At 48.4% G+C, this 20,416-nt stretch carries 20 protein-coding genes and 1 tRNA gene; 11 read left to right on the top strand and 10 right to left on the bottom strand.

Annotated elements, in window-relative coordinates:
* Positions 1-40: 40 nt before the first annotated feature.
* Together apbE and alkB are read left to right on the top strand one after the other, a co-directional pair.
* Entirely contained in the window at positions 41-1,084 is a 1,044-nt protein-coding gene (gene apbE / locus A7K98_RS13650; protein WP_087489058.1) for an FAD:protein FMN transferase ApbE, read from the top strand.
* Positions 1,085-1,099: 15 nt separating this feature from the next.
* Complete coding sequence (gene alkB / locus A7K98_RS13645; RefSeq protein ID WP_087489057.1) at positions 1,100-1,720, top strand: DNA oxidative demethylase AlkB; 621 nt, start codon at positions 1,100-1,102, stop codon at positions 1,718-1,720.
* Between the two features lie 7 nt (positions 1,721-1,727).
* Here the strand turns inward: alkB and A7K98_RS13640 are convergent, their stop codons facing one another.
* Together A7K98_RS13640 and A7K98_RS13635 are read right to left on the bottom strand one after the other, a co-directional pair.
* Positions 1,728-2,462: a 4'-phosphopantetheinyl transferase family protein gene (locus A7K98_RS13640; RefSeq protein ID WP_087489056.1), complete on the bottom strand. Its 735-nt coding sequence runs from the start codon at positions 2,460-2,462 to the stop codon at positions 1,728-1,730.
* A 65-nt stretch (positions 2,463-2,527) separates the two neighbouring features.
* The gene (locus A7K98_RS13635) at positions 2,528-3,247 is read right to left on the bottom strand and encodes a GNAT family N-acetyltransferase (RefSeq protein ID WP_087489055.1); all 720 of its coding nucleotides are present in this window, start codon (positions 3,245-3,247) and stop codon (positions 2,528-2,530) included.
* 199 nt (positions 3,248-3,446) lie between these two features.
* Here A7K98_RS13635 and A7K98_RS13630 point away from each other — a divergent pair, with 199 nt between their 5' ends.
* The 3 genes from A7K98_RS13630 (at position 3,447) to A7K98_RS13620 (ending at position 6,185) form a co-directional block, all read left to right on the top strand.
* Positions 3,447-4,343: a LysR family transcriptional regulator gene (locus A7K98_RS13630; RefSeq protein ID WP_087489054.1), complete on the top strand. Its 897-nt coding sequence runs from the start codon at positions 3,447-3,449 to the stop codon at positions 4,341-4,343.
* Between the two features lie 636 nt (positions 4,344-4,979).
* A complete protein-coding gene (locus A7K98_RS13625; protein ID WP_087489053.1) occupies positions 4,980-5,393 on the top strand; it encodes a DoxX family protein in 414 nt (137 codons plus the stop codon).
* 69 nt (positions 5,394-5,462) lie between these two features.
* Entirely contained in the window at positions 5,463-6,185 is a 723-nt protein-coding gene (locus A7K98_RS13620) for a YoaK family protein (RefSeq protein WP_087489052.1), read from the top strand.
* A gap of 31 nt (positions 6,186-6,216) precedes the next feature.
* On the opposite strand, the gene A7K98_RS13615 is transcribed toward A7K98_RS13620, so the two are convergent.
* From A7K98_RS13615 to A7K98_RS13600, 4 genes are all read right to left on the bottom strand, one after another.
* Positions 6,217-6,459 carry a DinI-like family protein gene (locus A7K98_RS13615; protein WP_087490514.1) on the bottom strand — a complete coding sequence of 81 codons (243 nt, stop codon included), beginning with the start codon at positions 6,457-6,459 and terminating at the stop codon, positions 6,217-6,219.
* A gap of 329 nt (positions 6,460-6,788) precedes the next feature.
* A tRNA-Pro gene (locus tag A7K98_RS13610) sits at positions 6,789-6,865 on the bottom strand.
* Positions 6,866-6,937: 72 nt separating this feature from the next.
* The gene (gene yejM / locus A7K98_RS13605; protein WP_087489051.1) at positions 6,938-8,695 is read right to left on the bottom strand and encodes an LPS biosynthesis-modulating metalloenzyme YejM; all 1,758 of its coding nucleotides are present in this window, start codon (positions 8,693-8,695) and stop codon (positions 6,938-6,940) included.
* A gap of 21 nt (positions 8,696-8,716) precedes the next feature.
* A complete protein-coding gene (locus A7K98_RS13600) occupies positions 8,717-8,944 on the bottom strand; it encodes a YejL family protein (RefSeq protein WP_038021639.1) in 228 nt (75 codons plus the stop codon).
* Positions 8,945-9,223: 279 nt separating this feature from the next.
* On the opposite strand from A7K98_RS13600, the gene yejK reads away from it, so the two are divergent.
* Positions 9,224-10,228, top strand: coding sequence for a nucleoid-associated protein YejK (gene yejK / locus A7K98_RS13595; protein ID WP_087489050.1), 1,005 nt, complete (start codon positions 9,224-9,226; stop codon positions 10,226-10,228).
* Positions 10,229-10,294: 66 nt separating this feature from the next.
* Here yejK and rplY read toward each other — a convergent pair whose 3' ends face one another.
* Together rplY and A7K98_RS13585 are read right to left on the bottom strand one after the other, a co-directional pair.
* Entirely contained in the window at positions 10,295-10,579 is a 285-nt protein-coding gene (rplY, locus tag A7K98_RS13590; protein WP_087489049.1) for a 50S ribosomal protein L25, read from the bottom strand.
* A 138-nt stretch (positions 10,580-10,717) separates the two neighbouring features.
* A complete protein-coding gene (locus A7K98_RS13585; protein WP_087490513.1) occupies positions 10,718-12,472 on the bottom strand; it encodes a DEAD/DEAH box helicase in 1,755 nt (584 codons plus the stop codon).
* 143 nt (positions 12,473-12,615) lie between these two features.
* Here A7K98_RS13585 and rsuA point away from each other — a divergent pair, with 143 nt between their 5' ends.
* From rsuA to A7K98_RS13570, 3 genes are all read left to right on the top strand, one after another.
* On the top strand, positions 12,616-13,347 hold the full coding sequence (gene rsuA / locus A7K98_RS13580) for a 16S rRNA pseudouridine(516) synthase RsuA (RefSeq protein WP_087489048.1): 732 nt from the start codon (positions 12,616-12,618) through the stop codon (positions 13,345-13,347).
* A gap of 54 nt (positions 13,348-13,401) precedes the next feature.
* The gene (locus A7K98_RS13575; RefSeq protein WP_232461642.1) at positions 13,402-14,535 is read left to right on the top strand and encodes a Bcr/CflA family multidrug efflux MFS transporter; all 1,134 of its coding nucleotides are present in this window, start codon (positions 13,402-13,404) and stop codon (positions 14,533-14,535) included.
* Between the two features lie 205 nt (positions 14,536-14,740).
* Complete coding sequence (locus A7K98_RS13570; protein WP_157665970.1) at positions 14,741-15,064, top strand: YejG family protein; 324 nt, start codon at positions 14,741-14,743, stop codon at positions 15,062-15,064.
* An 80-nt stretch (positions 15,065-15,144) separates the two neighbouring features.
* On the opposite strand, the gene mepS is transcribed toward A7K98_RS13570, so the two are convergent.
* Positions 15,145-15,720: a bifunctional murein DD-endopeptidase/murein LD-carboxypeptidase gene (mepS, locus tag A7K98_RS13565; protein ID WP_087489045.1), complete on the bottom strand. Its 576-nt coding sequence runs from the start codon at positions 15,718-15,720 to the stop codon at positions 15,145-15,147.
* Between the two features lie 729 nt (positions 15,721-16,449).
* Between mepS and A7K98_RS13555 the strand changes: the two genes are divergently transcribed.
* Both A7K98_RS13555 and A7K98_RS13550 read left to right on the top strand, forming a co-directional pair.
* Positions 16,450-18,012, top strand: coding sequence for an APC family permease (locus tag A7K98_RS13555; RefSeq protein WP_087489043.1), 1,563 nt, complete (start codon positions 16,450-16,452; stop codon positions 18,010-18,012).
* A gap of 137 nt (positions 18,013-18,149) precedes the next feature.
* On the top strand, positions 18,150-19,472 hold the full coding sequence (locus A7K98_RS13550; RefSeq protein ID WP_087487838.1) for an IS4 family transposase: 1,323 nt from the start codon (positions 18,150-18,152) through the stop codon (positions 19,470-19,472).
* 40 nt (positions 19,473-19,512) lie between these two features.
* On the opposite strand, the gene A7K98_RS13545 is transcribed toward A7K98_RS13550, so the two are convergent.
* Positions 19,513-20,211 (bottom strand): phosphatase PAP2 family protein, encoded by a 699-nt coding sequence (locus tag A7K98_RS13545; RefSeq protein ID WP_087489042.1) that lies wholly within the window; start codon positions 20,209-20,211, stop codon positions 19,513-19,515.
* Positions 20,212-20,416 lie beyond the last annotated feature (205 nt).

The following is a 20,416-nucleotide window of genomic DNA, read 5'->3' as shown; positions in this document are numbered from 1 at the left end:
CTTACGGCAGGCATTTTTTATTTTTCCGGAAGCAAAACTAATGAACGTTTTTTCCTGCAGGAGCGTATTGCTCACTTTAATCTTCGCCTTAGCCGGATGCGATAATTCAGGATCTTCCTCCGCACAGAATCTGATTATGTCCGGGAAGACCATGGGCACTGTCTGGCGGGTGTCGGTCGCGGATGTACCCGCATCCCGCCGTGACCAGTTGCAGAAGATAATCCAGCAACAACTGGATAATGATGATCAGGAACTGTCCACCTGGAAACCGGACTCGGCATTATCCCGTTTTAACCAGTATCAGGGAGATAAACCGTGGCCGGTCAGCGAAGATATGGCGGATATCGTGACAATGGCACTGCGTATTGGAGCAAAAACTGACAGGGCGATGGATATCACCGTCGGACCGTTAGTAAACCTCTGGGGCTTTGGCCCGACAAAAGCACCACAACATACACCGTCACAGGAACAAATCGATCAGGCTAAGGCGCTGACCGGACTGCAACACCTTAAAGTTATCCAGACTGTACAAGGTCAGGCATTGCAGAAAGATTTGCCCGGACTATATGTAGATCTCTCGACAATGGGAGAGGGGTATGCGACAGATCATCTGGCAAGGTTGATGGAGTCACAGGGGATTACCAATTATCTGGTTTCCGTAGGTGGAGCTTTGTTGTCTCGCGGTCACACTGCGCAGGGAAAATCCTGGCGTGTTGCTATAGAGAAACCGACCGACCTGGAGAATGTGGCTCAGGCTGTGGTTAACCTGCAAGGGCATGGTATCAGTACTTCCGGAAATTATCGTAATTATTACGAACTGGATGGGCACAGGATTTCGCATATTATTGATCCGTCGACAGGCAGGCCGATAGAACACAAACTAGCCTCAGCGACGGTGATTGCCACCACAGCCGGCGAAGCCGATGGCTGGGATACCGGTCTGATGGTTCTGGGAACTGAGAAAGCCAAAGCACTGGCTTTAAAACAGCATCTGGCTGTTTTTCTGATTAGCCGCGATGGCAATAAATTTGAAACCTGGGCTTCGCCATTATTTAAAACCTTTTTGATCTCTGAAGATAAATAATCTGTAGAGGGCGCGATGCTGGATCTGTTTGAAGGTGAAACGCCGTGGCAGGAAACACTGGCAGAAGATGCGGTGATCCTGCGGCGTTACGCAAAAAATGATGATCAATGGTTGTTTAGCCAGATTCAGGCGGTTGCCGGACAACAGCCATTCCAACACCGGATCACTCCTGGCGGGTTTCGTATGTCTGTTGCTATGACCCATTGCGGGACCCACGGATGGGCAGCAGATTCGTCATCCGTCAGGGGGATAGCACCCAGGCCACCGCTTCCGGCAGCATTGCGTGATTATGCTATCCAAATGGCAGCGAGTGCAGGTTTCTCAGGTTTTCATCCTGATTCCTGCCTGATGAATCGCTATGCTGTCGGTAGTAAACTCTCATTGCATCAGGATAAAGATGAGAAAGATTTGCGCCAGCCGATAGTGTCGGTATCACTGGGGCTGCCTGCTGTGTTTCTGTTCGGTGGCTTTGAACGCAGCGACCCTACTATCAAAGTGATGCTGGAACACGGCGATGTTGTTGTCTGGGGCGGGCGATCGCGGCTACGTTTTCACGGAATTCAGCCCCTGAAACCGGGCTGGCATCCTCTGACTGACGAGTTTCGCTATAACATGACTTTTCGCCATGCAGGGTGATGACTGATCATTGATTGATCCAGGTAAACACACATTGGCTGGTCAGAGTAAAACGTGCCTGAAAACGGGCACCCCGTGAATAACCTGCAGACAATGTTTCTTCAAGTTGCAGAGTGGCAGTTTGTTGCTGTTCATCGAGAGCCAGTAAACGTACCTGCAGAAAATCAATATATTGCCGGACCTCCGGCCACAGTGCTTTATACAGGCTCTCTTTCAGAGAAAATAACAAAGTTGTGGCCTGTGCCCGGGGCATAGAAAGAGAATCAATCAGTTGCCTTTCAGTATCATCCATCAGAATACTACTGCTCTCTTCGGCAACCTCCTGGCTCATCCAGTGTTCAACATCAATACCTGCAATTCTTTTATCGGTATCCGCCAGAACAAAAATAAGCCCTGCCGTATGTGAAAGTGACGCAGTAAACGCGGAAGGCCAGCATGGGGCACGATCATCATCATTGGTCAGGATAAACTCAGGCACATCACATAAAGCCGCAATTTCTCTGACCAACCAGCGACTGGCAAGGTATTCCGCCTGACGTTTGCGGGCTGCACGCAGAATAGCTGGCGGGCAGGGGATGCGCAGGGTGGCAAATAAATCCGGGGTGAAAGCCTGTAAATCAAAAGCTGCGCAAGCGATCAACGGAGCGGAGGGTGTCAGAGCGACCCTGGTAATAAATTGTCCCGCAGGCGGAGCTAGCGGCTGGCTTATAAGTGCCGGAAATTCAGCAGGTGATATTGTCATTCCTGGTTGTACTGTCAGCTTCAGGGGAGCGGTAAAGGCCGGAGCTCCCTGCACCGGCACCAGAATTATAGTACAGCAGACTGAAAATGACTTAACGGATAGCGCTGCCGACCCTGAGAATCAAAATTCCCCGAGGCCAGCCAGTGGCTGAATGCTTCAGACAATTTTGGCCATTTACTGTCGATGATCGAAAACCAGGCGGTGTCCCGGCTGCGTCCTTTGTAAACCACGGCCTGGCGGAAAATACCTTCAAAACTGAACCCCAACCGTAAGGCTGCATTACGGGAGGGCGAATTCAGATGGTCGCATTTCCATTCATAGCGGCGATAGCCAAGGATTTCAAAGACATGTTTCATCAGCAAAAACTGTGCTTCAGTTGAGAGTGGCGTCCGTTGTAACAGCGGTGAAAACATGACATGGCCAACTTCCACCACACCATTTTTCGCGTCAATTCTCATCAGCGACAGGGTGCCAATAGCTTTTCCTGTCTGGTTATCAGTGACTGCAAAATGCAGAGGGTCCTGACTGTGAGCTGCAGTAGCAATAAATTGCCGGAATTGTTCGAATGATTCAAATGGCCCCGCGGCCAGGTAAGTCCAGAGACTGTCATTGTCACCGGAACACTGAAATGCCTGATACAACTCTTCCGCGTGACGCTCCACATCCAGCGGCTGTAACCGACAATACTGGCCTGCTAATGTCACCGGGGCAGGAAATGGCCTTGGCTGCCAGCCATCCATCTCTTTTCCGATGGATTGTCCGTACTGATTAATTCTGTCTGTCATCAGGGATTGCTCTGTCTCTGGTGGTCCGGAATATCACCATAACACATCCCTGCCTGATGTTGTGGCGTGAGCAACCCGCGGTGTGTTCATCCGTGAAATATCGGTGAGCTAATCAGTCATCAGCACTCAATGAATGGTAAACTGCGATTTATGGCGGCGGAACACTTCTGGCTGGATCTGTGATTGCAGGGAATAGTTAATGACTCTTGATGATATGCGTATATTTGTCACCATTGTAAATACCGGCAGTTTTACCAGTGCAGCCGAGCGTTTAATGTTGTCAAAACAGTTTGTCAGCCGCCGTGTTGCGGCGCTGGAAACCGGACTGTCAGCTCAGTTGTTAGTGCGAAACACCCGAAGATTATCAGTCACCGATGTCGGGCAGGTTTTTTTTCAACACGCCAGTCGTATTCTTGATGAAGTCAGGCAGGCAGAAGAAGCTATTTCCTTGCGTCAGAGCCAGCTGGTGGGCAGTTTCAGAATTAGCCTGCCACACACCTACGGGTTAAAACATATTGCACCTTTGCTTTCACGCTTTCAGCATCAGAACCCGGCAGTCAGTCTGAATATTGAAATTAATGACCGGTTTGTCGATTTAATCGGAGAAGGGTTTGATATAGCACTCCGAATTGGTGTTCTGGCCGATTCCAGCCTGATCGCCCGTAAACTGTCAGTCTTGCCTATGGTGATTTGTGGGAGCCCTGACTATCTGCAACAGGCGGGTCTTCCTTCTGTCCCTGACGAATTAGCCAGCCATCGTTGTCTGCTATATGGAAAGGAAGGCCTGCACGGCTGGAATTTACCGGTTCAAGGGAAAAATCAGTTGTTTCCGGTTAAAGGCCCGGTATCCAGTAATAATGGTGAGGTACTCAGAGAATCTGCTGAAGCCGGTCTGGGGCTGGCGCTGCTGCCTCGCTTTATTGTTGAGGAAGCAATCCAGGCAGGGCGGCTTATACCGGTCCTGACTGAGTACACTCCTCCGGGACTGACCTTAAATGCTATGTATCCTCAGCATCGTCAGCACAGCCCGGTCATTCGTGCTTTATTGTCATTTATTAGTGAACACATTTCACCTGAACCTGCACGCAAGCGCTAAATAGTACTGTATTGCGACAGGTTGCGACCTGTCGTAGTGCTGATTGCGATTTGAGCCAAAATTTTGTATATCATGTACAAATAAACTGAATAACTTTTTAGCGAAGGCTGTTTCTGTCATTTTTGCGCGAAATACCCTGCTTTTATTGCAAAGGGTATTGGTCTATCTCAATGAATATAATCATATTTTATTGATTTCTGTTTATCGTTTTTCTTCGCCTTAAACCTTTGTCTGTGTACAGGAATCACTGGTTTTTTATGATTATTGTCAACCTGAAGGGGATAATAAGTATTGTTTAAGAATATTGATGTTCAGCATAGTTGATGTAAGATGTACTCATTCCGCAAGCAGTCGGGCGAGATAAAAAGCAACTGCTTCCGGTTAAGTTACGGGTAAGGTTATGATGTCGGCGAAGGGTGGCAAAATGAGGCGAAGCGCAGAGTGCCAGCCAATATTCAATGCCGCACTTTTATGGACCAGTATTTCGGAACAAATTATTGATGGTAGCTAAACAGCCGGATATATGAGTCCGGCGAAAAGTGATAAGTGTCCTGAAGTTAAATTTTTGTGCTTATAAATACACTTTCCAGTCCGGAAAGTCGGGGGATAAGCACTTTTAAAAGGTGAGGTAATAAAATGCAATATCTGTCTTTAGATAAATATCGTGATGGTCTGCTGCTGCTGACTCGTGTGCTGTTAATGATTCTGTTTGTGTTATTTGGCTGGCAGAAACTGACCGGATTTGAAGGAACTATCGGCTATATGGCCTCTGTGGGTGCACCGTTACCATCTGTGGCCGCCGTGATCGCTGTAGTCGTTGAACTTGGATTTGGTATTCTGATTATTCTTGGATTCTATACCCGCCCTCTGGCGATTATCCTGGCGATTTATACCGTTGCCACCGGGTTGATGGGACATCAGTACTGGCATATGACTGGTATGGAACAATACGGTGCCATGATTAACTTCTACAAAAATATTAGTATTGCTGGTGGCTTCCTCGCCCTGGCACTGACCGGCCCTGGTAAATATTCAATTGACCGTAAATAATTGACGGGTCTGAGTTAAAAAAGCCGGGTTATCCCCGGCTTTTTATTACCTAAAATAACGGGAGAGACGATGCAACCGACTAATCTGTTACAGCTGGAAAAACGCTGGCGTCATTATCGTGAACCGGTATTACTGGCCGCTTCCGGAGGGGCTATTGATACCATCAGTTTTATCGCGTTGTTTGGTCTGTTTACCGCTCATGTCACCGGAAACCTGGTAGTTGCCGGGGCTTCTCTGGCCGGTAACAGTGACGGTATTCTGGCAAAATTAGTTGCGATCCCGGTATTTATGCTGGTGGTGGCAGTGACCACCCTGGTGATTCAGTCCAGAAAAACATTCAGTGCCGGTTTGCTGGCCAGCTTATTTGGTGCCGAAATATTGTTACTGGCATTATTTGCACTGGCAGGGTTACTTTATCAGCCGTTTACGGATGCCGGTGATATCCATGTGCTGATTGCCGGTATGCTGGGAGTGATGGCAATGGGTATTCGAAACGCCACCAGTCGTCTGTTACTGGCGTCAACCAGCCCAAGTACGATGATGACCGGAAACGTGACTCAACTGACTATTGATATTATGTCGCTGATTAAAAACCCTGACGCGGAAAATCGCGCGAAGCTGGTAAAGTCATCAACGTCGGTAGCTGGTTTTACTATTGGGGCAGGGGCAGGGGCTGTGGCTTATATAGTGGCTGGCTTTTTAAGTACCCTGGTACCGATTCTGTTGATTGCCGTGGTTACTGTATGGGAAATCCGCTATATGCGCTCGCAGGCAGCAGTGAACCCGACCTGAAAAATTTCCGCCGGACTGCCGGCGGAATCTCTCAAAATTCATTCACCAGCCACATATCCGACTCATCGAACATATCTTCCAGCATGCGGTTGAGTTTTTCACGATCACTTTTACTGGCATCGCTGTTCAACCCGTTATTCTGCATAGGTTTAACCCTGACTTCGGCTTCCGGGAAAATATTGTGCACCCGACGTGTCAGTTCTTCCAGGATGATCTCTCTGGCATTTTCCAGACCAGCGACATTGCGTTTATCGTACACTAATTCTACAAACATAATTGCAGTACTCATTACTGGTTGTATAACCAGTAATTTAGCAGGTAACTCTGCAGGCTGCAGCTTTTTTTGCACTCATTAAACACTTTTTTATTGTTACGGTCGGCCAGGTTATCCGGCCTTAGTTTTCCTGCCTGTTATATCTTAAAACTGAGAGTCGTGTCCCTGCATGAACGGCACTACATTATTTATGATGAGTATTTATGGTGAGCGTCTGAGATGGGGCGTTTTTGAGGGGTAAAACGTCAGAGTTTTACTCTTGTCTTAGCATTTGCAAATTCCAGGCAATAAAAAAGCAGCCGTAACAGGCTGCTTTCTTTTGGGATTTTTGGTCGGCACGAGAGGATTTGAACCTCCGACCCCTGACACCCCATGACAGTGCGCTACCAGGCTGCGCTACGTGCCGACGCTGGACTCACATAGTACGTATAATTTTGCAGATTGCAATATCCGCAGCCGCTAACTGACTCATAAATAATCAGTTTGCGATAAAGCGTTTTTCTTCCGTCAGAACCTGTAACAACAGCCCCAGCTCCGGTTTTTGGTTACGTAACCGCTGACCTTCAGGATTATAAGTGGTGTAATTCCCGTCATTATCCAGCACCAGTGTTGAATGTGGGGTGGTAATAATCAGCCGGTTATTACTATCGCTGGCAGTCACCCAGTGATGCTGCTGTTGCGGGCTAAACAGATCTTCACCCTGAGAGTAACTTTCCGGTGCGGTGGTAACATGCAACAAGCGCTGCATCAGCGTAGTCATAATATCCTGATGGTCGGTCAGATTTTCCACCGACTGTGCAGGGGTCGACGGCCAGTGTACAACCAGCGGAACCTGCAATAGTTGACGGTTTCCGTCACTATTATCGTCTCCGCTCAGTGCCACACCATGACGCGCAGTGATGATAACGACAGTATTATCCAGTTTACCTTGCTGCTGCAGAACAGAAAGAATCTGTCCAATCTGTTGATCGGTATCACCAGCGGTGCGGTGGTAATTTTGCAGACGGGCTGCCGGGGTATTACCGCTGGCATCCACACCATCCAGAGAAACCCAGGAGAACCAGGGGGCAGTTGATCCCTGCTGTTGTTGCAACCAGTCCTGCCACTGCGTTACGGTCTGCTGATCATTCTGTGTTCTGGCTGGCGGCAGAGAATAATCGGCCAGTAATGCCTGACGGTATAGCGGCTGATTAAAGCCTTCCGAAGAGAACAAACCGAACTGATATCCCTGAGTATTAAGAGCGCTCAGCAGTGCTGACGGCGTCCGGCTGGCCAGAATCCCATTCATATAGCTGGATGAAATTCCATAAAACAGGCCAAACAAGCCATTCTCGTTGTTCTGCCCGGAGCTGTAATGATGCATAAAGCGCACATTCTGGCTGGCAAACTGACTTAACTGCGGGAAGTTTTCAGCTACGGTAGATTCATTAATGCCGTTGACCGTAATCAGCAACAGATTGTGGTGGCTGGTGTTTTTATCAAAGCTAATATCACTCAGCGGGTAAGCTACCGACACCGCATCCGGATCACCTTGCTGGATCAACCGGCGCTGATACTCCTGAGGGTCCAGTAAGCCATGTTTTTCCAGGAACCGTCGGGCTGTCATTGGATATGACAGCGGCAGATTCGCCTTCTGCATGGTAATAGGGCGATAGAAATTGGCATCCGCCCAGATATACATCAGATGGCTGGAACAAAAAGCCACAATAAATAACACGGCCAGTGGTTTGCCAAAACTACGGCGGTTCAGACTGCGTAGTTTTTGCCAGCTCCAGGTTGCCAGCAATATCTCCACCAAAAACATCAGCGGGACGGCAATAAACATCAATTGCCAGTCGCGGGTCATCTCACTTTGTTGTGGATTGACGACCAGATCCCAGACCACCGGATTGAGGTGGAGATGAAAGCGGTCAAACACTTCGCTGTCAACCAGCAATAGTGTTAGCCCGGTAGTTGCCAGAATCGCTGACAATGCCCGCAACAAACGCTGTGACATCACAACAAAGGTTAGCGGGAAGATAATCAGCAAATAGACGGCAAAAACAATAAAACTGAAATGACCGATCCAGCTACAGTAAGCATAAATTCTGCCCGCCAGCGAAGCTGGCCAGTCAGTGACCAGCAGATAGCGGCTGCCAAGAATAAGCGCAAAAAAGATATTAAACAGGGCGAACCAGTGGCCCCAGCTTATCATCTGGGAGACTTTTTCCCTGTAGCGCTGCTGGTTGTTTACCATATTGATCAGATCATATCATTATTAATGTGCATGATCTTCGCGGACAGAAGCCTGCAGGGCTTCCGCGAAGGAACGCGCCAGTGTATGGCGTTGTGCGGGAGAAACACTGGAGTTGATCAGGTTAGTGACCATGTTTCCTAACACCATCAGTGAAAGGTCGGTCGGGGCCTGATTTTTTTCCAGCACTTCTGCCAGTTCTGCGAGGATCTGTTCCACGCGTTCGTCACTATATCGGGATGATTGAGGCATATTATCAGTTAACTAAGTCGTAAAAGGCGGACATTCTACTGCAAACGCCGTTTTTTTTCTGCAATTTTATTGTTTGTTTATCTTAAGCACGCAGGCATTTTTGTTAACTACTGTTGTAACGTATTGCCGCCGTTTTTTCACTTTTTTTCACACCTTTACTGCTTTACAGCCAACGTTATCTTTGCCAGAGAGTGCCTGTTGTGCTTTAGCGGCGATTTGCATTGAAAGACGGACAGGGCAATGGTTGAATACGCATCTGATTGAGAAGGAGAGTCTACCATGAGTCTGGATATTGACCAGATTGTCGTACACCAGTTGATTAAACGCGGCGAAGATCAGCTTGAGCTGGTACTGCGTGATTCGCTGTTGAGTGCTACGGAAGCTGTTGCTGAGATGCTGGAAGAATTACACCGTGTCTACAGTGCTAAAAATAAGGCTTACGGTCTGTTTAATGAAGACAGTGAGCTTGCGGAATCTCTGCGTGAGTGCCGTAACGGAAACCAGGACTTTTTGGCATTCAGTCGCGCGGCCACTGGTCGCCTGCGTGATGAGCTGGCGAAGTATCCGTTTGCTGATGGCGGTGTGGTGTTATTTGCCCGTTACCGCTACCTGGCCACTGAATATCTGCTGATCTCTGTGCTGAACAGCCAGAGTAGTATGCGGGTGAATGAGAGCCTGGATATCAGTACGACCCATTATCTTGATATTAATCATGCGGATATCGTAGCCCGCATTGATCTTACCGAGTGGGATACCCGACCGGAATCTTCACGATACCTGACCTTCCTGCGTGGCCGGGTTGGACGTAAAGTGGCTGATTTCTTTATGGATTTTCTGGGGGCAGGAGTAGGGCTGGATACCAAGGCTCAGAACCGCAGTTTGTTGCAGGCTGTTGATGACTACTGTGATGAAGCCAGTCTGGATAAGAAGGAACGTCAGGACTACCGTCAGCAGGTTTATACCTACTGTAATCAGCAATTACAGGCTGGCGAGGAGATTACGGTACAGGAACTCTCGGGAGAACTGCCGTCGCTCGGCGAAAAAAGTTTTGAAGATTTTACCCGTGAGCAGGACTATTCGCTGGAAGAGAGTTTCCCGGCAGATCGCGGTACGCTGCGCCAGTTGACTAAATTTGCCGGTAGCGGTGGGGGACTAACGCTGAATTTCGATGCAATGCTGCTCGGTGAGCGGATTTTTTGGGACCCGACAACGGATACGCTGACGATAAAAGGCACTCCGCCTAATCTGCGCGATCAACTGCAACGCCGGACCTCAGGCAAATAGTGATTGCAGGATTCTGAGATAAAAAAAACGCCGCATTATGCGGCGTTTTTCTGACTTGTTGTGCAATTAAGCGCGAACGAAGTCGATGTGTGTTACTTTTGGCTTGAACGGGTGACGCTGAACAGCCTGAACTTTGACTTTAGCTTCTTTACCGTCAACAACAACAGTCAGAACTTCAGAGTAAAACTCAGGATTAGTCTGCATGTTGATGATTACGTCGTGATCCAGTTCGATAGCTACAGCTGCTTCGTTTCCGCCGTAAATAATGGCTGGAAATTTGTTAGCTGTACGCAGGCGGCGGCTCGCACCCTTACCCTGCTCTTTACGTGCTACTGCGTTAATAGTAAACATCTTAATTTCTCTTTTTAATTCTGCTACAGGCGACCCAGCAACAGAAGGTTATCCAAATGTACTTTTACCGAATGTAAAAGTGCGCGGCATTATAGCCGCTTCCCTGGTTGCGGGCAAATAAATTCCCGGCACGGTGACTTAGCGTAACTGATTGGCTTTACGATAACGCCCCTGGTAATCAAACACTTTATGTCGGATTCGCCAGAAATTGCCTCTTTTACGCGCCACAATAAAGTCCGGGTGCCGGAACAGCTCGCCACAACCGGCCAAATCCATCGCAGTCTGCCAGCGTAACGGGGTACCCGGTGCTTTGTGATGATGGCGGATAAACAGCAGTTCAAAAATATGCCGCTGAGCCGCGGTTTGCAGACGAAACATTTCGCTGACGTCGCTGCCATCTTCATCGTAATAGGTTACTTTTAGCCATTCACCCCGGTTATCCTGACCCGGCGATAATGTCATTCCGGCGCAGCGTAACACCAGTGCATCCTTCAGTTTCAGCGCGGCTCTAAGCATATCATCCGGATCAGCCAGTACACACTGACACTGGTGGCAGACTCTGGCAGCAATATCGTTTTCCGCATTACACTGTGGGCAGGATTTAAAACGAAATCTGAAATCGCATTGTTGCCGGGGCTCGTCGGGGGCCTCAATTATCCCCTGGCAACGGCGGCCGAAATGCTCGCTGATAGTCCCGTCGGCAGTCATCTTTCCCCAGAAGGTGTTAGCAAATCCGCAGGCAGGACAAAAAACCTGTACTGGCTGATTATCGCTGGCTCCTTTAGGGCTGCCAATTTCCGGGCTGTACAGATCGTGGGGGTTCCCGGCGTAGTCTAGAATCAGGCAATCTTTTTTTCCCTCAGACAGACGTAACCCGCGTCCGACAATCTGCTGATATAAACTCACCGATTCGGTCGGGCGTAAAATAGCGATGACATCCACATGTGGCGCATCAAAACCGGTCGTCAGAACGGACACATTCACCAGATATTTAATCTGTTGTTGTTTGAATGCATGCAGGGTTTCATCACGTTCTTTTGTCGGGGTCTCCCCGCTGATCAGTGCGCTTTCCGACGGTAATAATCCCAGAATTTCCCGGGCATGCATAACAGTGGCTGCGAAAATCATTACCCCCAGCCGTTGTTCAGACAGTTCAATAATCTGCCGGATAATCGCCGGGGTCACTCTGCGTTGTTGGCGAAGTTGCTTATCCAGTTCCCGTTCCGAAAACAGCCCCTGCTGGCCATCGTAGAGTGCCGAAAAGTCGTAATGGACCACTGGCATATCCAGGCGTTGAGGTTCCACCAGGAAACCGTGTTTAATCATATAGCGCAGTGGCAGTTCATAAATACATTCATGGAATATTGATTGCTCATCACCACGCACCATGCCGTGATAGTGGAAGTGATAGATCCAGCCTTTTCCCAGACGAAAAGGGGTTGCTGTCAGACCCAGTAACTTCAGGTCAGGACGTCGCTGGCGCAGAAAGCCGAAAATGGTCTGATACTGACTATCGGTATCGTCTGCAATACGGTGGCATTCATCAACGATAACCAGCGAAAATTCGGCATCAAACGCGTCCAGATTTCGGGCAACTGACTGCACGCTGCCGAAAACTACTTTCTCGTGGCTTTGTTTTTGCTGTAATCCGGCAGAAAAAATATCGGCCGGCAGACCCAACGCCCGGTACTTGGCATGGTTCTGGGAAACCAGTTCTTTTACATGTGCCAGTACCAGAACCCTGCCACGAGCTTTCCGTGCCAGTTCAGCAATGACCAGGCTTTTACCCGCTCCGGTCGGCAATACAATCACTGCCGGTTGTGGATGATGACGGAAGTAGCGAATAGCGGCATCCACCGCTTCCTGCTGATAAGGGCGTAAAGTAAACGACATAAACATCACTTTTCTAAGGAGTATTGCACCGGATGACATATCACCACTGACAGCCTGCACAGGTTCACGTTATAATGGCAGAACGAAAATGGCGATAAGCGTCATTGTATTTTCCCTTCGCTGCAACAGGCAAAAAGAAATTCATGCGACTCGATAAATTCATCTCTCAACAACTGGAAATCAGCCGGGCTATCGCCTCACGAGAAATTCGTGCACAAAAAGTCACAGTGGATGGCGAAATTGTGAAGGATAGTGCCTTTAAGTTAGAACCGGAACATCAGGTTGAGTATGACGGCAACAGCCTTCAGCAGCAGACGGGTCCACGCTATTTCATGCTGAACAAACCGGAAGGTTATGTCTGTGCGACGGAAGATGAAGAACATCCGACAATCATCTATTTTCTTGAAGAGCCGATGGCGTGGAAACTGCATGCCGCCGGGCGGCTGGATATTGATACCACCGGGCTGGTATTGCTGACTGATGATGGCCAGTGGTCGCATCGCATTACTTCTCCGCGCCACCATTGTCAGAAAATCTATCATGTTACGCTGGAAAACCCACTGGATGAGCAGGTGGCAGAGCAGTTTGCTAAAGGCATTGAGCTACGTGGAGATAAAGACGCGACTAAGCCTGCTTCTCTGGAAGTGCTCAGTCCGACAGAGGTCTTGCTGACCATCAGTGAAGGCCGTTATCACCAGGTTAAGCGTATGTTCGCTGCTGTAGGTAATCATGTTGTGGCATTGCATCGCCAGCAAATTGGCGAAATTGTGCTGGATGACGCGCTTGAGCCGGGTGAATACCGCGAGCTGACCCGTGAAGAGATCGACAGCGTCGGATTACCGGTTGAATTGCAGAAAAAAGCGGCTGCCCGTTAGTCATTTTTGCGGAGATATATCTTGAGGCTGATTGTTATTCTGGGGTTGCTGGCAATGCTGATGCCACTGTCAATCGACATGTATCTGCCAGCGATGCCTCAGATTGCCAGAGAGCTGATGGCACCTGATGGCAAGGTGCAGATGACGCTGAATGCCTATATTCTGGGCTTTGCCGTCGGACAGCTATTTTATGGCCCGTTATCTGACAGCCTGGGTCGCAAAGCCGTGCTGTTGCCAGGGATACTGATCTTTATTCTGGCTGCCGCAGGATGTGCGCTGGCCGGTACTATCGACCATCTTATCTGGATGCGACTAGTCCATGGACTGGCTGCAGCTTCAGCCGGGGTGGTTATTAACGCGGTGATTCGTGACAGTTATTCCAGTGCAGAATTTTCCCGAATGATGTCTGTGATGATGCTGATTACCACGCTGGCACCATTGGTTGCTCCTATTCTTGGCGGCTGGTTGTTGCTGGCTGGAAACTGGCAGGCTATTTTCTGGGTACTGGCAGCGGCTGCAGTTATCGGGCTATTGCTGGTGGCATTTGCTATCAAAGAGTCGTTACCGGCAGAGAAACGACAGCCTCTGCACCTTCGGACTATTATCAGCAATTTCATTATTTTATTTCGGAATAAAAAAGTTTTTAGTCTGATGATGGCCAGTGGTTTTTCTTTTGCCGGTTTGTTTTCATTTCTGAATTCCGGCCCGTTTGTATATATCAATCTGTATCACGTTTCTCCACAGCATTTCGGCTATTATTTCGCCCTGAATATCGTATTTTTATTTGTAATGACGTTAATAAATAGCCGGATTGTGCGTAAAACCGGACCGTTGTTTCTGTTCAGAATGGCACTCATCATCCAGTTTATTATGGGGCTGTGGCTGCTGCTGGTTTGCGGTTTACACCTCGGTTTTATCCCTCTGGTGCTGGGGGTTGCCGCATTTATCGGTTGCGTATCGATGGTGGCATCGAATGCAATGGCGGTGATTCTTGATGAGTTCCCACATATTGCCGGTACGGTATCTTCGCTGGCCGGAACCTTACGGTTTGGTATCGGGGCTATCACCGGGGCCGTATTGTCACTATTTAGCTTCACTTCAGCCTGGCCAATGGCCGGAATGATTGCCGGTTGTGCATCATTGTCCGTGCTGTTGTTCTGGTATGCCTCCCGCAGCAAAACAGCCTGAGAATCTCTGCAGAATAAAGCCCTGTTCTTTTCAAAGGACAGGGCTTTACTGTCATTTATGTTTCTAATTTGTAATTAAAATGATAAATATATGGTCGATGCCTGTTCCGTTGGCTCTGCCGGTGGGTAAGGCTGTGAACCGTTGTTATATCAGGCCACTTCCGGCAATATCCGGTCTTTCAACAGCTAATTTTGGGGGGATACTTTTGGACAAGCAGCCATTGCCAATTATCCGTCGTTTACCCCATGTTTATCGCTGGTCTTCCGGGACGCTCCGTATTTGTGACGCAACTGATGTTGCATCGGCTTCGGATATGATTATTTTCGAATTGCTGGACAGACAGGGACTACAGTCGCAACAGATGATGTTGTCATTACAGGAGATGCTGGCAGATATTGATACTGACAGTAAGGTAGTGGAATGGCAGGGGGGGAGTTGTCTGCTGGTGTCGAGCGCTGATGAGGCTACCGTTAATTGTTGCCTGAAAAATAACGGGGTCGCAATTACCGAGAATTTTGCTCAACGTTGACGACAGCAATTACGGAAATAAAAAAACGCTGCCCGGGGCAGCGTTTTCGTCTGGCTAAAGACTTTAAAGGCTTGATGACATTAACTGTGAACGTTGTTGCTTAGAACACGTCTTGCTTCGCGATAGCGAGTTTTCCAGTAACTGTCATTAAGACTTGAAATCATTACCCCACTGCTGGTGGAGGCATGGACAAAGTTATTGTTGCCCAGATAAATCCCCACATGGCGGCCGGTAGAACCTGCGCGGAACAAGACCAGATCACCGGGACGCAATTTGTTACGTGCAATCTTAGAACCGGTATCCTGCTGACCTGATGTCGAGCGCGGTAAGTCCAGACCAAACTGTTCACGGAAGGTACGCTGTACAAACGCAGAGCAATCTATACCACGTTTAGTATCACCACCCATCCGGTAACGTACACCTTTCCAGTCAGCGTACTGATCCATAATTTTGGTTTTAACATCCACATTACGGACCATCTGCTCAAATTCATCCTGAGACGCCTGAAGTAAAAAACCGCTATGGTTGTTAACTTCATGCTTCTCTACTCTGGCTGTATTATTGCCGGGAGTACTACAGGCTGAAAGTAACGTTGCTAATGCAATTGCGGGCACAACCCGCCAGATATATCTCAGAGTCGGTTGAGATTTGACCATTATAGGTAGTTTCCTTCAAAGTCCTTACGACAAAATGCCGCTAGCCAGATAACAGAACAGAAAGAGAATAATCAGTGAGGATAATAAACTGTTTAATTCAACTGCAGGCCAGATACACAGCAACCCACGGGATGATTAAGTGTTTATGTAAAAGCAACCCCTGATATAAAAAGCAGATTACCGCATAAAATGACAACTAGCGAGAGCTTTTAAGCAATTTTTTGATATAGATTAATTCGAAAAATTCGCTAAACGTCATTTGCGGTAATTTAAGGGCTAAACCAGTCCTCCCATTAAGCTATTTATGGGCTATTTTTCGCCAAAAAAAATCAATTTGTTACAACCAGATGCAATTAAAATTCATATTAATCATAATCATAGTTATGACTGGTGGCCGCGGGAGTCTTCTGGCTGATTGTTTATCACGAAACTGGCGAATGTCTCAGAATGTAAAATTCAATAATATTTTCTGTCGTGAGCCGCATTCTGGTGCAGTCAGCACTGTTACTGCTCACAGCCATCATTTATCAAAGATCTCTGCTGCAGTTGTTCCGGACAGTTAAAATTGCTGTCTGCAGCCCCTTACTGGCAGTGTATTGTTCGGAAATTAACCGCTTCGCCGATTTAATAATATATCTGGCATATAAAATGCTTTGGTTAAGCTGAAGGAAAATAACAACAGCAATGCTAACCAGACGATATGTCAGGATACAACATTAAGAGGTGTGTATGGCAAAGGGTGCATTTAAACAAAAATTAGGGCTGGTGGACCTTAGCCTGCTAGGGATAGGTTCAATGATAGGGTCCGGATGGCTGTATGCCGCTTTGACCAGCTCCGGTTATGCTGGCGCACAAACCGGATGGGCCTGGATCCTCGGGGCGATTATTGTATTAATGATCGGTCTGGTGTTTGCAGAGCTTTCTGCGGCTATTCCCAGAGCGGGTGGATTTGTCCGCTATCCAAATTTCTCACACGGTAATGTCGTTGGTTTCGTTATCGGGGTCAGCTCACTGCTGGCTTACACCAGTACCGCGGGTGTGGAAGTAGAAGCTGTTCGCCAGTATGCACAATACTGGTGGCCGGCAATCAGTAATGCCGATGGCAGTCCGACCGGACTGGGTTTTCTGGTACAAATTCTGCTGCTGGTAGGCTTCTTCCTGCTGAACTACTGGAGCGTGAGCGTATTTGGCCGGGTAAACACCATTGTTACTACATTTAAATTTATCGTACCGTTACTGACAATTGGTACGTTATTTATGTATTACCACGGTGCAAACCTTGATGTACCACCGCCACCACCAGGCGGAGCTCACGGAATCTTCACCTCGCTGACCGGTGCCGGTATTGTCTTTGCTTACCTGGGCTTCCGTCAGGCAGTGGACTTCGCCAGTGAAGCTAAGAATCCGCAGCGTAACGTTCCGCTGTCAATTATGATCGCTATTGGTGTCAGCTTCGTTATCTATATCGCTTTACAATACGCCTTTATGGGCGCAGTACCTTCTGAAGCATTAACCGCCCATGGTTGGGATGGATTGAAGCAAATATTCCAGTCTCCGTATGCTGATCTGGCCCGCAGTCTGGGAATTACATGGCTTATTAACCTTATCCTTGTCGACGCTGTTATTTCTCCGGCCGGAACAGGAAATATTTATCTGGCAGGTGCAAGCCGTGTGTTATTTGCCTGGGCACGTAACGGACACTTATTTAAAGTCTTTGGCCAGGTCGATGCAAAATCCGGGGTTCCGCGTGGCGCTTTATGGTTGTCGCTGATTCTGTCAATTGCCTGGACATTACCTTCTGAATTTCAGGTATGGGGCGGTCTGATTGGTGCAGTGACTTCGGCCACGGTCTTTACTTATATGCCAGGCCCTGTCACGCTCGGTGCGTTCCGTCGTCATCTGCCAGATATGGCACGTCCGTTTCGTTTACCGATTGCAGCAATCCTGAGCCCACTGGCATTTGTCGCCAGTACACTGCTGATTTACTGGAGTGGCTGGTCGGTGAATGAATTACTGATTCCTATCCTGATCCTTGCCTGGCTGGGTTATGCCATCTTTGGTAAGAAAACAGTGACCTCAGCACGTGACCTGAAATGTTCCTGGTGGTTGCTGGTTTATTATGTACTGGTGTTGCTGGTGTCTTATCTGGGAACTTTTGGCGGTACCAATGCGATCAGCGCGCCGATGGATATGATTCTGGTAGCAGTAATTGCCCTGGCTTGTTACTACTGGGGTGTGGTTGCCAGCCTTCCGGTTCCGGAAATTGTTGACCATGAAGAACTGGCGGACTGATATTTTATAACTGAGTCTGTTTCGGTATCTGTCTGAATAAAGCGCCCGTCAGGGTAATGCCGATCGTTTAAGGATCATTTGACCGATCCGGTGGTTGGTGTAAAAAGGGTTCATGTGCAGACATGGACCCTTTTTAAATGGAACTTTCGCAAGCTCTCGGCATTATTAATCTCACTGCTCCCGAAGAAGTACAAAGCCTCTCTGACCTGCTCTCTCCTGACCTCATCCGACAGGCGTTTTCCCTCACTGATACCGTCACGCTGCGTAAGCGCAAACTTCCCCTTGAGTCGATGGTCTGGCTGGTTATCGGTATGGCCATATTCAACAATAAGCCCATGAGCCATATCGTGAATTTGATGGATATTGTTGACCGGACCGGACGGTCATTTACCGCACCCAGCTCTGTGATTGCCCGCCGAAAAACACTGGGCGAAGATGCCATCCGGGTCCTGTTTGATCTCACTCAACAACACTGGCACGAAGAAGCCAGACATCCCCTCTGGCACGGGTTGACGCTTAATGCTGTTGATGGCGTTGTCTGGCATACCCAGGACACTCCTGAAAATGCAGAGGCCTTCGGCAAAGCATCTAATCAGCATGGTGAACGCGGTTATCCTCAGGTTCGTATGGTGTGTCTGATGGAACTCAGCAGCCATCTGCTGCGTGCAAGTGTGTCAGGTCGCTACGATATCAACGAAATGCGGCTGGCCGCTCAGCTGGCAGAAAATGCACCGGATAACAGTATTACGCTGTTTGATAAGGGCTTTTACTCTTTAGGGTTGTTACATGACTGGCATAATGCAGGTGAAAATCGCCACTGGCTAACGCCGCTGAAAAAGAACACTCAGTATGAAGTGGTACGAAAGCTCGGCAGGCAGGACGAACTGATACGACTGAAAACCACGCCTCAGGCCAGAAAGCAATGGAAAGGCCTGCCGGAAGAACTCATAGTGAGGCTAATCAGGCGGAAAGTGAACGGGACGGAACGGCAGGTAGTCACTTCCATGACAGATGCGATGCGTTATCCGGCGACTGACGTGGCAGAACTTTATAAGCATCGCTGGGAAATCGAGCTGGGATATCGTGAGGCAAAGCAGTTTTTACTGGGAAACCGCTGGACGCTGAGAAGCCGGTTGCCCGATCTGGTGAAGCAGGAGCTATGGGGAATACTGCTGACGTATAACCTGGTGCGTTACCAGATGATTAAAATGGCGTTCAGCCTGAAAGGAAATTACCTGCCTTACCAGTTGAGCTTCAGCGGTGCAGTATCAGAGATATTACGGCTACTGATCGGTCTGCCGTGGGCTTCACCGGGAGCCATCCCGGGTCACCTTAAACACTTTTACAGTAATGCCGGGATGCTGAAACTGCCACCACGACGAGAACGGGAATATGTGAGAGAAGTGAGGGAGAAAAGGTCGAAATATCCCTTTAAAAACAATGCCGGTCACCTTAAGTGACCGGCATTAGCCCGTCAGGGCGCTTTTTTTATTTGCAGATTTACTGGCGACGTCCGGGTAATTTTCTGTCGAGAAAATTCACCAGCCGATCACTGCCTGAAGTTAGCAACCACCAGCTCATACCTACCAACACTACAGAGAGTGATCCTACTGCTATATCGGTAAACCAGTGTGCACCGGCCATAACCCGTGGCATGGCAAATACGAAGAAAATAATGGCAGCTTTAATAAACGCGCGACCACCAAAATACCGCCACATAAAGCAGGCAAAAATCATCAGCATCATGCCGTGATCGCCGGGAAAGCTGTCCGCTGAGGCATCTTTGGTCGGGATCCCCGTCAGCTCACCCACACGATGAACATTTTTAAAGAATAAAGTCGGGCTGGAATGTACCACAGGGATCTGATGCCCCAGTTGGTTCAGAACTACCGCGCTTAATAGCATAGTGACACCAATAGCCAGCATACGATGGCGGCCGGCAATGGTGTTCTTCTGCCAGTATGAGTAATACAACAGCCCCATGGCGATCAGCGAGACCAAATCAAATCCACGGAAATTGGTAATTGCCACAAATTTCGCGAACAGCGGATGTGTCACCATGCGGTTGTTGAAGTCAAAAAAGACTGACTTATCAATGTCAAACCAGAATCCATGGTGAGGTGGCAAATACCACGAAAAGAACAAAACAATACCTAAAGCATTCAGCAACAGGATAGTAATCAGACGAGAAGGGCGCATTTTTTTAACTCAAAGTGAAAAATAACTGAATAGATTATTACAATAAGAATAAACGAATCTTCAATATTCTTAGGTTCTGACCGGCAAACTCAGCCTGTATCGGCATTTCATTGCGGAAAGACAAATTTTGAAGCGCGGATATTATAACGATTAATCAAGAGGGAGACTGATCGAATCAGGTGATCGGTATGTCAAAACTGTAACT

This window comes from Tatumella citrea, assembly GCF_002163585.1.
In the GTDB taxonomy this organism is placed as follows: Bacteria; Pseudomonadota; Gammaproteobacteria; order Enterobacterales; family Enterobacteriaceae; genus Tatumella; species Tatumella citrea.
The sequence above is the reverse complement of the archived record's forward strand: the minus strand, read 5'-3'. Positions and strand labels throughout refer to the sequence as shown.